The 14,946-nt window shown below is 59.9% G+C and carries 12 protein-coding genes; 11 read left to right on the top strand and 1 reads right to left on the bottom strand.

Annotation, left to right across the window (positions count from 1 at the left end):
- Positions 1-6 precede the first annotated feature (6 nt).
- A complete protein-coding gene (locus tag J4G38_RS11240) occupies positions 7-3,012 on the bottom strand; it encodes a SusC/RagA family TonB-linked outer membrane protein (RefSeq protein ID WP_210519330.1) in 3,006 nt (1,001 codons plus the stop codon).
- Between the two features lie 654 nt (positions 3,013-3,666).
- Between J4G38_RS11240 and J4G38_RS11245 the strand changes: the two genes are divergently transcribed.
- From J4G38_RS11245 to J4G38_RS11295, 11 genes are all read left to right on the top strand, one after another.
- Positions 3,667-4,368: a hypothetical protein gene (locus J4G38_RS11245; protein WP_210519332.1), complete on the top strand. Its 702-nt coding sequence runs from the start codon at positions 3,667-3,669 to the stop codon at positions 4,366-4,368.
- Positions 4,365-5,582 (top strand): alpha/beta hydrolase-fold protein, encoded by a 1,218-nt coding sequence (locus tag J4G38_RS11250; RefSeq protein WP_210519334.1) that lies wholly within the window; start codon positions 4,365-4,367, stop codon positions 5,580-5,582. The genes J4G38_RS11245 and J4G38_RS11250 overlap by 4 nt, the downstream gene beginning before the upstream one ends.
- Before the next feature lie 342 nt (positions 5,583-5,924).
- Positions 5,925-7,352, top strand: coding sequence for an anthranilate synthase component I family protein (locus J4G38_RS11255; protein ID WP_210519336.1), 1,428 nt, complete (start codon positions 5,925-5,927; stop codon positions 7,350-7,352).
- Between the two features lie 112 nt (positions 7,353-7,464).
- Entirely contained in the window at positions 7,465-8,034 is a 570-nt protein-coding gene (locus tag J4G38_RS11260; protein WP_210519338.1) for an anthranilate synthase component II, read from the top strand.
- A gap of 63 nt (positions 8,035-8,097) precedes the next feature.
- Entirely contained in the window at positions 8,098-9,093 is a 996-nt protein-coding gene (gene trpD, locus J4G38_RS11265) for an anthranilate phosphoribosyltransferase (protein ID WP_210519340.1), read from the top strand.
- 114 nt (positions 9,094-9,207) lie between these two features.
- Positions 9,208-10,026: an indole-3-glycerol phosphate synthase TrpC gene (gene trpC, locus J4G38_RS11270; RefSeq protein ID WP_210519342.1), complete on the top strand. Its 819-nt coding sequence runs from the start codon at positions 9,208-9,210 to the stop codon at positions 10,024-10,026.
- A gap of 26 nt (positions 10,027-10,052) precedes the next feature.
- Positions 10,053-10,787, top strand: a complete 735-nt coding sequence (locus J4G38_RS11275; RefSeq protein ID WP_226163358.1) for a phosphoribosylanthranilate isomerase — start codon at positions 10,053-10,055, stop codon at positions 10,785-10,787.
- Positions 10,788-10,822: 35 nt separating this feature from the next.
- Complete coding sequence (trpB, locus tag J4G38_RS11280; RefSeq protein ID WP_210519344.1) at positions 10,823-12,019, top strand: tryptophan synthase subunit beta; 1,197 nt, start codon at positions 10,823-10,825, stop codon at positions 12,017-12,019.
- A 27-nt stretch (positions 12,020-12,046) separates the two neighbouring features.
- Entirely contained in the window at positions 12,047-12,826 is a 780-nt protein-coding gene (gene trpA / locus J4G38_RS11285) for a tryptophan synthase subunit alpha (RefSeq protein ID WP_210519346.1), read from the top strand.
- A gap of 143 nt (positions 12,827-12,969) precedes the next feature.
- Entirely contained in the window at positions 12,970-13,974 is a 1,005-nt protein-coding gene (gene aroF / locus J4G38_RS11290) for a 3-deoxy-7-phosphoheptulonate synthase (protein ID WP_226163359.1), read from the top strand.
- A 233-nt stretch (positions 13,975-14,207) separates the two neighbouring features.
- Positions 14,208-14,939, top strand: a complete 732-nt coding sequence (locus tag J4G38_RS11295) for a phenylalanine-4-hydroxylase (protein ID WP_210519350.1) — start codon at positions 14,208-14,210, stop codon at positions 14,937-14,939.
- Positions 14,940-14,946: the final 7 nt, after the last annotated feature.

The raw sequence follows: 14,946 nt of genomic DNA on the forward strand, positions 1-14,946 counted from the left end.
TGGGAATTAAAAGCCGAGAGCCAGGCCGAGGGTGTAAGTACGGGCAAGAGGATAAAACTTGTTATCAATGCCGTTAGGAATTTCGGGGTCAACACCGGTGTACTTGGTGATGAGGAAGGCATTCTGCACGTTGCCTGTGATACGCAGCGAAGAAGCGCCCAGTACCTTGCCCAGGTTATAGCCCAGCGAAATGTTCTGGCAGCGCAGGAAAGAGGCATTCTCCACGTAGTAATCCGAGAACAGCTGCTGCCGGGTGAAGCCCGTGCTGGTAACGCTGGGGTTAATGTTGTTAAGGAAATTGACCGAGCTCTGCGCGTTAGCGTAGTTGCCCAGGTTAGCGGCGTTGGCGTTATACGCGTAGTTGCCGAGGTTGCTGCGCAGCGTGAAAGCAAAGACCAGCTTCTTATACACCACGTTCGAACTGAAGCCCAGCGTTACGAGCGGTGCCGCCTGCTTGTAGGTATAGTAGTCGTTTGAGGCAGTGCCATTGCCGTCGCGGTCCACGTACACACCCTGCACCGGGCGGCCATCGGGGCCGTACACTTGCTGGAAAACATAGAAAGAGTTGACCGGCTGGCCAACGGAATTGATTTGAATGGTGCTACCGGTACCGCCGGGGATATCGCCGGTCTGGTAGCCGGGGAAGGTTGGCAACTGCGGCCCCAAGTCAGTGATTTTGTTAACATTGTAAGCGCCGTTCACGTTCACGTCCCAGGTCAGATTTTCTGAGCGCAGCACACCGTAGTTCAGGCCCAGCTCGATGCCGCGGTTGCGTAGCGAACCAATGTTGACCGGGAGCCGGTCGGTGTTGTTGGAACCGGCCGGCAGGTTTACTGTGGCCAGCAGGTCGGAAGCAGTGCGCTGGTATACATCCAAGGTAGCAGTCAGGCGGTTATCGAAAAAGCCCAGGTCCAGACCAGCATTATAGGTATTGGTGGTTTCCCAGGTTAGCTGAGCATTGTAGCCCTGCGTGCCCGAGAGAAAGCCCGTAGCGGTGTTGCCAATGAGATACTGCGACCCGGACGAGCCCAGCACGTAGCGCGACTGGGTGTCGTAGTATCCGCCCACGTCTTGCTGGCCCGTGCGGCCGTAGCCGGCCCGTAGCTTCAACTCCGAGAACGTGTTGTTGTCTTTCAGGAAATCCTCGTTTTTGATGCGCCAAGCTAAGCCCACTGCCGGGAACCAGCCACTGCGATAACCCGGACGGAAGCGCGAAGTATTATCGTTCCGCACCGTAGCCGTTAACAGGTACTTGTCTTTTACGTTCGCCGTGGCCCGCCCAAAGTAGGACAGGAGCACCAGCTTGCTATAATAATTTGGCAAGGTCAGTACATCGGTAGAAGTATAGAGCGTGGTGCGGTCCGAGCGGTAGGTCAGGAAGTTCGGGCCCTGGCTGACGAAATCCTGGTAGGCATAGCCACCCTGAACGTCGAACTTGGTGCCACCAACCTGCTTGCCGTAGGCCAGGTAGGCTTCCAACAGCTTCATATCCTTATCCTGGGCATATTCCTTGTACGACCCGTTCTGGCCCGGTACGGCCGACTGACTATTGTAAGTATCCTTGTCGGTGGGGGCAATGTCCTTGTAGCCACGGCCACGCGATACGTCAAGGCCCAGGTTGAGGTTGGCCCGCAGCCCTTCGATACCGTGCACTTTGTAGTCGAACTGCACGTTGCCAATGAGGCGCTTCACCCGGCTGATGTCGCGCGTGTTGTTAATCGCGGCTACCGGGTTAGCAGGCGAGTTGCCTAGGGGATTGCCGTTAGGCTGGATAAACTGGAAGTAACCGCCGTAGCGCGAAAAACGCGACTCGCCCGACGTTACCGGCTGGGTGGGGTCGTAAAGGGCTGCTCCAGCCACTTGGCTGTAATCCGCGAAGCGGTTATCTACCACAGTCCCTTTGGCGTTGATATCAATGCGCAAATGGTTGTCGAGCAGGGTAGGGCTCAGGCTCACCGAGCCCGAATTACGCTTCAGGTTGTTGGTGATGACGATGCCATCCTGATAGAGGTTGCCGTAGGACACCCGGAACGGCATCTTGCCCACGCTGCCAATCAGGCTTACAGTATTGTCGTAGGTGCCAGCGGAGCGATAAATCTCTTTCTGCCAGTCTGTGTTGGCCGTGCCCAGCGTAGCCACTTGCGAAGCCGAGCCGTTGGCTGTTACCAAGCTGCGGAACTCATCGGTCGAGAGCGTCTTATACTGGCGGGCCACCGTCGAAACACCCGTCTGCGAATTCAACTCCACGCGCAGCTTTTCGCCTTGCAGGCCTTTCTTGGTGGTGATGAGGATAACGCCGCCCGAAGCGCGGTTGCCGTAGATGGCTGTGGCCGAAGCGTCCTTAAGTACCGTGAAGGTTTCGATATCGCTGGGGTTAATCAGCGAAAGCGGGTTCGAAGCCCCGTCGAGACCGTTTTTATCCACCGGCACCCCATCGATTACGTACAGCGGGTCGCTGTTGGCGGTGAGCGACGAGTTACCACGGATGCGAATGGTAGATGACGAACCCGGTGCACCACCGGCCGTGGTGATGCTCACGCCGGCCACTTTGCCCTGAATCAACTGCTCGGGGTTAGTAACCTGGCCTTGCACGAATTGCTTCGAATCGACCGTAGCCACTGCACCCGTCACGTCCTGACGGCGTTGCGTGCCGTAGCCCACTACCACCGCTTCGGAGAGTTGAGTAGCGTTTTCGGTCAGGCCGGCCGATACTTCGGCGTTCTGGCCGGCCACTACGGTCACGGGGCGCCGCACCGAATTGTAGCCCACAAATGAAATGACCAGGGTTTGCGGCCCGGCCGGAACGTTCGGGATGTTGTACGTGCCATCTACGTTGGACGAACTGCCCAACGAGGTGCCCTCAATGAGCACCGTTGCGCCGGGGATGCCTTCGTTCTTACTATCAGTAACGCGGCCACTTACCGAGCCGGTTTGGGCGTAGGCTCCCGAAGGGAACCCAAGGCCCGCGAACAATAGCAGAAACAGTAGTTTCGCTAGATAGGTGTGTTTCATGGGAAACAGAGTTGGTGAAAATTGGTGGTGGGAAATTTTTGAAACTTTGGGGCTGCAAGTTACCAATAAATAGCATCTAACGCACTGCTATGCCACTTTTTGAGTTGTTTTTTACCAGTGCCTTATAACCATATAAATTCGCAAAAGTTGCAAGTGTACGGCATGTTTTTTCTGACAATAGGTTTAATTAATATATTGTAAATCAAAAAGTTAAATCATCAACCAGGTAATTAATTTGTGAAGGGATTTGTGAGTAACTTCAGTGCAAACGTTTGTGCGCATTATCTGTTTTGTCTGCCCGTAAGGAAATACTCACTTACTTTTTATTGAACAGCAAGTTGAAGGGCATAAAAAAGAAGCCTGACCGGCGTCAGAAATAAAAAACCGCAGGCGCTTCAACCTGCTTTTTTGGCAGGTGATGAATGGCTCACTGGCCGTCACAACCGGTGGTTGCGTTGGATAGGAGGGCGCGTCACCTTCCTTTCTAACGTGTGGGAAGTGACTGCGGAAAGGCTCGACAGCTGCCGCTCGAATTTCCCGGCCGCCACGGTAGTGACCAAATTGTGCTAAATTGGTACTGACAACCTTGGTCAGGGGCAGCGGATACCTTGCCAGGCCATTCTCTCCTCGTTACTTTTGGCTTTTCCTCAGAGAATGAAAAAGCACTTACTGCTCGTTAGCCTGCTGCTGGCTGCTTCCATGGCCAGTGCGGTGGCCCAGTCCCGGCCCGGAACGCGCAAGCCAGTGCCCAAGTCCAAAGGGCGGGTGGCTCCGGGAGCCAAAGGGAGCGTGAAAGCGCCGCCGGTGTACTCAACCATTGTGACACAGGGCGATAACAGCGACGAAGATGTGAAGCTGCCCGTGCTGGTGAGCAAGGTTAAGCTCAAAAAACCCGTGCTGGTGTACTACGAAGAGGCCGCGCCGGGCAAGTCTGTGCAGCAGCTCATCATGGCTGAGGAGAACCTGGGCCTGCTCAAAACCCTAGACCTGGAACACCTCATGACCCGGCGCGAGGTGTTTGTGGACGGCTTGGGCAACCGCCCGCTGCCGGGCAGCGACGTGAATAAGTATCGCCTGCTGGGCACCAGTGCTGTAGCCGAAGAAACGCGCCGCCCCGCCGGCGACGGCCGCAGCTTTTACTCGCGGCTGAAAGTGCCGTCCTCGGGCGTTTTGTACGTCGTGCTGGAATCGGCCGAAGAATACCGGCACTTCGTGAAAGGCCCGCAAAAAAAAGGCTCACTGCTTGATTTTCAATCCAATGGATTGCCCGGCGTGGATTCGGTAAGGGCCGTGTACACGCTGCGCAAGATGGATTCGGCGGAACGAGGCGCGGGCAGTGGCGAAACCATTCGATGAGCAAGGCCGGCGAATACATGCTGAAAACGGGTATTTGGATGGCATTGCTGGCGGCGGTGGCCGGGCCAGTGGCTGCGCAAAGTGTGCTGAAAATTTCGAAGGTGCCGGCCAATACCCCGCCGGCCGACACGCTGTTCGTGGCGGGCTCGTTTAATGGCTGGAACCCACATAGCGCGGCGTATGCGCTGGCCAAAAAGCCGGATGGCAGTTACCAAATCAGCCTGCCTACCAACTTAGGAAGCATCGAATACAAGTTTACCCGCGGTAGCTGGGACAAAGCGGAAGCCGGTGCCGACAAGCAGCCGCTGGCCAACCGCAAGGCCGATTTGCGGCTATCGACAGAAATTTCCAGCGAAGTGCTGGCCTGGAGCGAGCCCAGCGCGGCAACTTCTAAAAAGCATACGGCCACGTCCCAGGTTCATGTTCTGAGCGAATCCTTTGACATGCCGCAGCTGGGGCGCCATCGGCGCGTGCTGGTATACCTCCCCGCCGATTATGCCCAAAAGCCCAGGCAGCGCTACCCCGTGCTTTATATGCACGATGGCCAGAATGTGTTCGACGAGGCCACCAGCTACAGCGGCGAATGGGGCGTGGACGAAACCCTCGACCGCCTGCGGGCCGCCGGCCAGGACGCCACCGGCAGCATTGTGGTGGCCGTGGACAATGACAGCCAGCACCGGTCCGACGAGTACATTCCGTGGCGCAACGCCGAAATAAAGGCCGGCGGCCAGGGTGGGGCATATGTTGATTTCCTGGTGCTTACCCTTAAGCCTTACATTGACGCGCACTACCGCACCCGGCCCGATGCGGCCCATACCGGCGTGGCCGGCTCCAGCCTGGGCGGGCTGATTTCGGTGTACGCGGCGCTAAAATATCCACGCATATTTGGGGAGGTTGGCGCGTTTTCGCCGGCGTTCTGGGTGTGTAATGATTCGTTGCGGGCCTTTGCCAAAACGCACCCTGCGACACGCATGGCCCGGTTTTACTTTGTGTGCGGCCCAAAAGAATCGGAAACCATGCTGCCGCTGATGACGCAGTGGCGTGATGGGCTGCGGGCCGGGGGCGTGCCGGCCGCCAACCTGTCTTTTCACGCGCCCGCCGATGGACAGCACCGGGAGTGGTTCTGGCAGCGGGAGTTTCCGGCCGCTTATCAGTATTTGTTCCGCCCGGCCTTGAAAACCAGTGCTTCAGCGCCGAAGCCGGGGCGGAAGTAGAGCGAAAATGGCCGTGGCTGTATTTGCAATATTGCTGGCAATAGAAACACTTGTTTGGACGACTCGTATTAAATTTCGGTTACGGTTGCTGAAATTTTAAAAATATCCCAGTATCTTTGCGACGCGTTTTCAGAAAGAGCATTCCCGATATGACCTTACATCGTACTTCCCAGGCTTGGTGGTGGCAGCTCCGAAACATCGGACCGGACTGCCTGTGCGCCTAGTGAAGTCACTGTTGATTTTGCCTTTGACCACAAAAAGCCCGGCCCCAAGCCGGGCTTTTTTCATTTCATTTCGCGGCGAAAATCCTGCATTCGCCGTCTTTGCTTAGCTCATACTTTTGTGCCTTACCAACTTACCACCCGTACCCGCCGCCTGCTTGCCGACATCGTGACTCCGGTGGGCCTTTACCTGCGGCTGCGCGACCAGTACACCAACTGCCTGCTGCTGGAAAGTGCCGACTACCACGGCCAGCAAAATGCCTTCAGCTACCTGGTGTGCGAGCCGCTGGCCACGTTTGAGCTGCGGCGCGGCGGCGAGCTGCGGCAGTCATTTCCCGGCGGGGCCGAAACTACGGAAATGCTGGCCCACCCGCGGCTGGCCCTGGCCCGTTTGCGCGAGTTCGCGGCCGCTTTCACGCCGGCGGCGGATGTGGTCAAATACCCTTTCATCAGCACGGGTTTGTTTGGCTACATCGGGTACGAGGCCGTGCAAAGCTTCGAGGACGTGACGCTGGACCCGGCCAAGGTGCCGGCCGGTGATATTCCGTTGATTCGCTACGCCGTGTACCGCTACGTGGTGGCCTTCAATCATTTCCGGCAGGAGCTGCACTTGTTTGAGCACGGCGTGGCCGGCGCAGCTCCCACCGAAACGGAAGGCCTCGACCGCCTCGAAAACCTGGTGCGCAACCCCAGCGTGCCCAACTTCAGCTTCGCCACGGTGGGCGAGGAGCAGACCAACCAGACCGACGACGAATTTCTGGCCCGCCTCGCGCAAGGCCAGGCCCACTGCAACCGGGGCGACGTGTTCCAGATTGTGCTTTCGCGGCGGTTTCAGCAGGGTTTTTCGGGCGATGAGTTCAACGTGTACCGGGCGCTCCGCTCCATCAATCCTTCGCCCTACCTGTTCTATTTCGACTACGGCGACTACAAAATCTTCGGTTCCTCGCCCGAGGCGCAGGTGCTGGTGCAGGGCCGCGAAGCCAGCCTGTTTCCCATTGCCGGCACCTACCGCCGCACCGGCGACGATGCGGCCGATGCCGCCGCCGCCCAGCGCCTGGCCGCCGACCCCAAAGAAAACGCCGAGCACGTCATGCTCGTGGACCTGGCCCGCAACGACCTGGCCCGCCACGGCACCCAGGTGCAGGTGCGTACGCTGCGCGAAATCCAGTTTTACTCACACGTCATTCACCTCGTGAGCAAGGTGACGGCCGAGCTGGCCGAGGGCACTGATACGCTGCAGGTTGTAGCCGATACTTTTCCAGCTGGCACGCTATCGGGCGCCCCCAAGTATCGCGCCATTCAGCTGATTGACGGGCTGGAACCCACGGCCCGCGGCTACTACGGCGGCTGCCTCGGCCACCTCGGTTTCGATGGCAGCTTCAACCACGCCATCATGATTCGCTCGTTTTTGAGCAGCGGCAGCCAGCTGTATTTCCAGGCTGGCGCGGGCGTGGTAGCGGCGTCCAAGGTGCAGTCCGAATTGGAGGAAGTGCACCACAAGCTGGGGGCCCTGCGTGCCGCGCTACGGGCCGCATCTGAAATCATTTAACAACTATCAATTAGCATTTAACAGCTGTCCAATCTGTGTGAAAAGAATCTGATGAACAGATTGTTAAATGAAAAATCGATTGTTAAATGATAAATGTTAATCGTTAAATGAAATGAAAATCCTCGTTCTCGATAACTACGACTCCTTTACCTACAATCTGGTGCACCTGCTGCGCGAGCTCGGCCACGGTTCCAACCTGACCGTGGCCCGCAACGACCAGCTTACCCTGGAAGCAGTGGACGCCTACGATGCCGTGCTGCTGTCGCCCGGTCCCGGCCTTCCCACCGAAGCGGGACTGATGCCGGCCATCATCCGGAAGTATGCGTCCACCAAGCGCATTCTGGGCGTGTGCCTGGGCCACCAGGGCTTGGCCGAAAGCTTTGGAGCCGAGCTGTATAACATGCCTGCCGTGCTGCACGGGGTGGCCAACGAAGCCGAAGTGGCGGTGGCCGATGAGCGGCTCTTCGCGGGCCTGCCGAATAGGTTTCAGGTGGGCCGCTACCATTCCTGGGCCATCCGCCCCGAGTCTGTTCCGGCCGAGCTGGAAGTGACGGCCCGCGATGCCCACGGCGAAGTCCTGGCCTTCCGGCACCGGCGGTACGACGTGCGGGGCGTGCAGTTTCACCCGGAAAGCATCCTGACCGAGCACGGCTCGCAGATGCTGGAAAACTGGCTCAGCTAAGTTTTGCGTAGTAAAGAACGTCCTGCCAACTGGGCAGAGCATTCTGGAAATAAACAATAAGTTTTGAAACAGATTCTCACCAAACTATTCGACCACCAGCCCCTGACCCACGCCGAGGCCCATGCTGCTATGCGCCAGCTGGGCGAAGGCGGCGCCAACCCCGCCGAAACGGCCGCCTTCCTGGCGGTGTACCGGATGCGGCCTATTACCGTGGCCGAACTGGCCGGTTTCCGGCAGGCCTTGCTCGATTTGAGCCGCGACCCGGAGCTGGGCACTAATGAAGTGGTAGACATTGTGGGCACGGGCGGCGATGGCAAAAACACGCTCAATATTTCCACGCTGGCTTGTTTCATCGTGGCTGGGGCGGGCGTGAAAGTGGCCAAGCACGGCAATTTCGGCGTGTCGTCGGTGTCCGGGGCTTCCAATGTGCTGGCGCATTTTGGGTATAACTTCGAAGCCAGCTCCGACCAATTGCGGCGCCAGCTGGACCGGGCCGGCATCTGCTTTTTGCACGCGCCGGCGTTTCATCCGGCCATGCGCCACGCCGGGCCGGTGCGCCGCGAGCTGGGCCTGCGTACCTTCTTCAACATGCTGGGCCCGCTGGTGAACCCCGCCCGGCCCGCCGCGCAGTTGTTGGGCGTGTTCAGCCTGGAGCTGCAGCGCCTCTACCATTACCTCATGCAGCCCACCGGCACGCGCTACGCCGTGGTGCACACCCTGGATGGCTACGATGAGCTGGCCCTCACCGGCCCGGCCAAGGTGGTATCATCCTTCGAAGGCGAGCGGCTGCTGACCGCCGACACGCTGGGCCTGCCCGCCTGCACCGCCGAAGACCTGGCCGGGGGCAGCACCATTGCCGCCGCCGCCGAGCTGTTCCACCACGTATTACAAGGCGACGGCACCGCCGCTCAGCGCCACGTGGTGACTGCCAACGCCGCCCTGGCCCTGCAATGCGCCCGCCCCGCCCTGGCCTGGGATACCGCCCTGGCCCAAAGCCGCGAATCCCTGGATTCGGGCGCAGCGAAAAGAGCCTTTGAAACCATGCTTTCCGTCAATTGAGAACGAGCAGTTATCAGGGAACGGTTAGGAATTGTCACCGGGTATTTCTTCATCCCAATTTTTCACTGCTCACCGATAACTGCTCACTGCTCACTGCTAACTGTTCACTGTAAAATGTCCACCATTCTCGATACCATCGTGGCGCACAAGCGCCAGGAAGTTGCCCAGCGCCGCGAGCTGGTGCCCGTCAAGCTGCTCGAAACCAGCCTGTATTTCAACTCCCAGCCCCTTTCGCTGCGGAAATATTTGCTACGCGAAGGCGGCAGCGGCCTCATCGCCGAGTTCAAGCGCAAGTCGCCATCCAAGGGCTGGATTAACCAGTATGCGCCGGTGGAACGCACCACGCTGGGCTACATGCAGGCCGGCGCGGCGGCCCTGTCCATCCTCACTGATGCCGAGTTTTTCGGCGGTAAAAACGAGGACCTGACCACGGCCCGCCGCTTCAATTTCTGCCCCATTCTGCGAAAGGATTTTGTGGTGGATGAGTACCAGATTCTCGAAGCCAAGAGCATCGGCGCCGATGCCGTGCTGCTGATTGCCGCCGTGCTCACGCCCGCCGAAATCGACGTGTTGGGTCGATTGGCCCGCTCGCTGGGTCTGGAGGTGCTGCTTGAAGTGCACGACGGCGAAGAGCTGGCCCGCTCCGCCAATGCGGAGGCTGTGAACCTAATCGGCGTCAACAACCGCAACCTGCACGATTTCAGCCTGAGCCTCGACACGTCAATGGCCCTCGCCGAAGCCATTCCCGGGGAATTTGTGAAGGTTTCAGAAAGCGGCATTTCCACCGCCCAAGCCATTGGGCAGCTGCGCGAGGCCGGCTACCGGGGCTTCCTGCTCGGCGAGGCCTTCATGCGGCACGCCCGGCCCGAACGCGCCTGCGCCGCATTGGTGCAGGAAATCGCGGCCCTGCCCAAAGCCGAAACCGTCTCGTAACGAAGTAACTACGCCATTATTGAGCCATGAAAACACCCCGCCCTAACCTGCCTGCTTTAGCTCAAGCCGCCGGCGTGCCCGGCGCGAAGGGGCCGCAACCTGCCGGCCCGGCTGCGCCTTCGCGGCTGCTGGTGAAGGTATGCGGCATGCGTGATGCGGCTGCTTTGGCCGCCGTAGCCGCGCTCGGACCAGATTTCCTGGGCTTCATTTTTGCGCCCAGGTCGCCCCGCTTCGTGGGCGATGCGCTGGCCCCCGAAGTGGTGCGGGCCCTGCCGCCGGCCATCTGGAAAGTGGGGGTGTTTGTGAACGAAACCACTGAGAACATCCTCGCCACGGCCCACCGGTTTGGGCTGGCGGCGGTGCAGCTGCACGGCCACGAAACGCCGGTGCAGTGCGAGGAGCTGAATGACGCGGGCCTGCTGGTGATGAAGGCGTTTGCAGTGGGGGAGGCGGTTGATTTTGCCGCCCTGCTGCCCTACGTGCCGTATTGCGACTTCTTCCTCTTTGATACCAAAGGAGCTGCGCCCGGTGGCAACGGGGCCATTTTCAACTGGAATTTGCTGACGGACTACAACCTGCCGGTGCCGTATTTTCTGGCGGGCGGGCTGGCCCTGGAGCACGCCGCCGAGCTGGCGGCGCTACGCCTGCCGGGCCTGGTTGGCGTCGATTTAAACAGCGGCTTCGAAACCGAGCCGGGCGTGAAAGATGCCGGCCGGGTAGGAGAGATGCTGGCGGCTTTGCGTTTGACGAACGAGAAATGAAGCATGACCGTCTGGAAATAACTTAATATAACCCAATGACTCCTTCCTATCAACAGCCCACGGCCCGCGGCTACTACGGCGAATTCGGCGGCGCTTTCATCCCCGAAATGCTCTACCCCAACGTGGAAGAGCTGCGCACGCGCTACCTGGAAATCATGGCTGACCCCGATTTTCAAATCGAGCTGCAACAGCTGCTGCGCGATTACGTGGGCCGGCCCACGCCGCTGTTCGAGGCCACGCGGCTTTCCGAAAAATACGGCACGCGAATTTTTCTCAAGCGTGAGGACCTCTGCCACACCGGCGCGCACAAAATCAACAACACGGTGGGGCAGATTCTGCTGGCCCAGCGGCTGGGCAAAACGCGCATCATCGCCGAAACCGGGGCCGGGCAGCACGGCGTGGCCACGGCCACCGTGTGCGCCCTGATGGGCCTGCCCTGCGTGGTGTACATGGGCGCAACGGACATCGAGCGCCAGGCGCCCAACGTGGCCCGGATGCGCCTGCTCGGAGCCGAAGTGCGCCGCGTGACCAGCGGCAGCCAAACCCTGAAAGACGCCACCAACGAGGCCATCCGCGACTGGATTGCCAACCCCGTCGACACGCACTACATCATCGGCTCGGTGGTGGGCCCGCACCCGTATCCGGATTTGGTGGCCCGCCTGCAAGCCGTTATCAGCGAGGAGATGCGCAAGCAATTGCTGGAAAAAACCGGTTCCGAGCTGCCCGATTTCGTGGTGGCCTGCGTGGGCGGCGGCTCCAACGCGGCCGGTGCGTTCTACCACTTCCTCGACGAGCCTTCGGTGCGCCTGATTGCGGTGGAAGCGGCCGGGCACGGCATTCATTCGGGGCACTCGGCGGCTACGTCGGTCCTGGGTACGCCGGGCATCATCCACGGCAGCCGCACGCTGCTGATGCAGGACGAACACGGCCAGATTACGGAGCCCTACTCGCTGAGCGCCGGGCTGGACTACCCCGGCATTGGGCCGCTGCACGCATATTTAGGCGCGGTGGGCCGGTCCGAATTCCTGTCCATCACCGACGACGAGGCCCTGGCTGCGGTGAGCGAATTGAGCCGCCTCGAAGGCATTATTCCAGCGCTGGAAACGGCGCACGCCCTGGCGGCCCTCGGCCAGCTCGGGGCCGGCCCCGACGATGTAGTGGTAGTCAACCTTTCCGGCCGCGGCGACAAGGACCTGGATACCTACCTCAAAAACATGGACAAACTGGTGTAGCCCTACGGGTTACGAAACACCGCTATTATGGACCGCATCAAACACGCCTTCGCGAGCAAGCACAACCTGCTCAATACGTACTTCACGGCCGGTTATCCGTCGCTGCACGACACCCTGCCGCTGGCCGAAGCGCTGGTCGGAGCCGGGGCCGACATTCTCGAAATCGGCATGCCGTTTTCTGACCCACTGGCCGACGGCCCGGTCATTCAGGGGAGCAGCACGGTGGCCCTGGCCAATGGCATGAACCTGCCCGTGCTCTTTGCCCAGCTGCAAGGCCTGCGCGCGGCCGTGCCCGATGCGCCGGTGCTGCTCATGGGCTACCTCAACCCGGTGATGCAGTTTGGGGTGGAGGAGTTCTGCCGGCAGGCCGCCGCCGTGGGCGTCGATGGCCTCATTTTGCCCGATTTGCCACTGGATGAGTACGAAGAAACCTACCAACCAATCTTCCAGAAACACGGGTTGAAGGCCGTTTTTCTTATCACCCCGCAAACTTCAGCGGAGCGAATCCGTCGGCTCGATGACTTGTCGGAAGCCTTTCTTTACCTCGTGTCCGGCCCTGGCACCACGGGCGGCACCACGCCCACCGATGTGCCGGCTCAGCAGGAATACTTCGAACGCATCGCGGGCATGAAGCTGCGCAATCCGCGCCTCATCGGGTTCGGCATCGCCAACAAATCGGGCTTCGACCAGGCCTGCCAGCACGCCGAGGGGGCCATCATTGGCTCTGCCTTAATACAAGCCCTGAAAGATGTGGACGATGCGCCTGCCGCCGCCGCCCGGTTTGTGCGCGGCATCAAACAGGCATAATTATTTTTCAAATTTCCTGAACGTCATGCTGAGCGCAGCCGAAGCAACTCGGCTGAGCAACTAATCAATAGCATTGCAACGAAGCGGTCGAGATGCTTCGACAAGCTCAGCATTACGGGCGGATTTCCCCGAACGACAATTCCGTGATAATTCAACTCGAAAAATCGGCTTCCGTGCCCACCATTACCGAGCACCTCAAGCAGCAGGGCTACAAAACCACCGAAGTCACGACCCAGCACGCGCACTACCTGGTGGCCATTGGGAAGAAGGATTTTGATATTCGCACCATCGGCCAGCTGCCGGGGGTGCGCGACGTGCACCGCGTGTCCGACGATTACAAGCTGGTGAGCCGCAAGTGGCGCGTGAAGCCCACCGTGCTCGACCTCGGCGACGGGGTTACGATTGGCGAGGGCACGCTGGCGCTGTGCGCCGGCCCGTGCAGCATCGAGAGCGAGGCCCAGATGGAGAAGGTAATGGACCACCTCGTGGCCAACGGCGTGCGCCTGATGCGCGGCGGCGTGTTCAAGCCCCGCTCGTCGCCCTACGCTTTTCGCGGGCTGGGGCTGGAGGGCTTGCGCGATTTTCACCGCATGGCCCGGGCGCGCGGCCTGAAGATTGTGACCGAGGTGATGCAGGTGTCGCAGGTGGAAGAAATGCACGATTTCGTGGACGTGTTCCAGGTGGGGGCGCGCAATACGCAAAACTTCAACCTGCTCGATGCCCTGGGCGGCGTCGACAAGCCGGTGCTGCTCAAGCGCGGCATTTCGGGCACCATTGAAGAGCTGCTTTCTTCGGCCGAGTACGTGTTTTCGGGGGGCAATGAGAAGCTCATTCTCTGCGAGCGCGGCATTCGCACGTTCGAAACGGCCAGCCGCAATACCTTGGACTTGAACGCAGTACCCATCCTGAAAGCCAAAAGCCACTTGCCGGTAATTGTCGACCCATCGCACGGCATCGGCATTCGGGAATACGTGCCGGCCATGGCGCTGGCCGCCGTGCTGGCCGGCGCCGACGGCATTGTGTACGAAACCCACGAAACCCCCGAAACGGCCGCCTCCGATGGCCAGCAAACCCTTGATTTTGAAGAATCTGCTCGCCTCATTCGGAATCTGCGGCGCGTGTACCAGCTTCGGAGCGAGCTGGAATAACGAAAAATTAATGTGACGAAATGCTTGAATTTCCGGAATCAATTCCTAAATTCGTAACAGTCATGCGCCACCAATTTGTCAATCGTATTATGCTAGTCGCTTGCCCCAAACAGGGCGAGAACGGGCTGCGATTGGCGCTACCGGAGAACGAGGCATGACCCCCGAACTTCACTAGAATCTTTCAAAAGCCCGAATCCGCCAGGATATCGGGCTTTTTTTTCGCCCAAGCAGCTATGTTTAACAAAGCCAACCTTTCGAATACCGCCAACGCTGCCAACCAGGACCAGCTGGTGTGGAAAATGCTCTTTGACCGCCAGACGGCTCTGTTGCACCGGCGGGCGGTGCCGGCGTTCAGCCAGGGCCTGGCCCGGCTGGGGTTGCGGCGCGAAGCCATCCCCGACATCGGGCAGCTCAGCGCCACGGTGCGGGAGCACACGGGCTGGCAGCTGGCCCCGGTGGGGCGGCCGTTTGAGCCGGCAGCTTTTTTTGAGCTGCTGGCCGAGCGGAAGTTTCCGATTGTGACCCGCATCCGGCCCATGCACCGCTTCGATTTCAGCCCCGAGCCGGACTTGTTTCACGACCTTTTCGGGCACGTGCCCATGCTGCTGGACGAAGGCCTGGCCGATTTTCTGCATGCGCTGGCGCTGGCATACCGCGCGCAGCCCGCCAATTCACCGGCCCGGGAACAGCTGTGGGCCCTGTATTTTTTCACGGCCGAGTTTGGGCTGGTGCAGCACGAAGGCCAGCCCCGGCTGTACGGCGCGGGCCTGCTGTCGTCGGCCGGCGAAATCCACCACTGCGTGAATGAGTACACGCCGCGCCCGGCCTTCGACCTGGCCACCGTGCTGCACACGCCGGTAACGGGCACGCGCTACCAGAACCAGTACTTCATGCTGCCCGCGTGGGAACAACTCACCGACTGCGTGGAGGAACTGGCCGGAATGCTGGCGGTGGTGCGGGCGTAGCGGTGCG

The organism is Hymenobacter terricola, assembly GCF_017921975.2.
GTDB lineage: Bacteria > Bacteroidota > Bacteroidia > Cytophagales > Hymenobacteraceae > Hymenobacter > Hymenobacter terricola.

What these genes read in the sequence shown, in the direction of transcription:
- trpB (WP_210519344.1), top strand. Translation starts at nt 10,823, where the DNA reads ATGACTCCTTCCTATCAACAGCCCACGGCCCGCGGCTACTACGGCGAA.
- trpC (WP_210519342.1), top strand. Translation starts at nt 9,208, where the DNA reads ATGTCCACCATTCTCGATACCATCGTGGCGCACAAGCGCCAGGAAGTT.
- trpA (WP_210519346.1), top strand. Translation starts at nt 12,047, where the DNA reads ATGGACCGCATCAAACACGCCTTCGCGAGCAAGCACAACCTGCTCAAT.
- J4G38_RS11250 (WP_210519334.1), top strand. Translation starts at nt 4,365, where the DNA reads ATGAGCAAGGCCGGCGAATACATGCTGAAAACGGGTATTTGGATGGCA.
- J4G38_RS11260 (WP_210519338.1), top strand. Translation starts at nt 7,465, where the DNA reads ATGAAAATCCTCGTTCTCGATAACTACGACTCCTTTACCTACAATCTG.
- J4G38_RS11275 (WP_226163358.1), top strand. Translation starts at nt 10,053, where the DNA reads ATGAAAACACCCCGCCCTAACCTGCCTGCTTTAGCTCAAGCCGCCGGC.
- J4G38_RS11240 (WP_210519330.1), bottom strand. Translation starts at nt 3,012, where the DNA reads ATGAAACACACCTATCTAGCGAAACTACTGTTTCTGCTATTGTTCGCG.
- J4G38_RS11295 (WP_210519350.1), top strand. Translation starts at nt 14,208, where the DNA reads ATGTTTAACAAAGCCAACCTTTCGAATACCGCCAACGCTGCCAACCAG.
- J4G38_RS11245 (WP_210519332.1), top strand. Translation starts at nt 3,667, where the DNA reads ATGAAAAAGCACTTACTGCTCGTTAGCCTGCTGCTGGCTGCTTCCATG.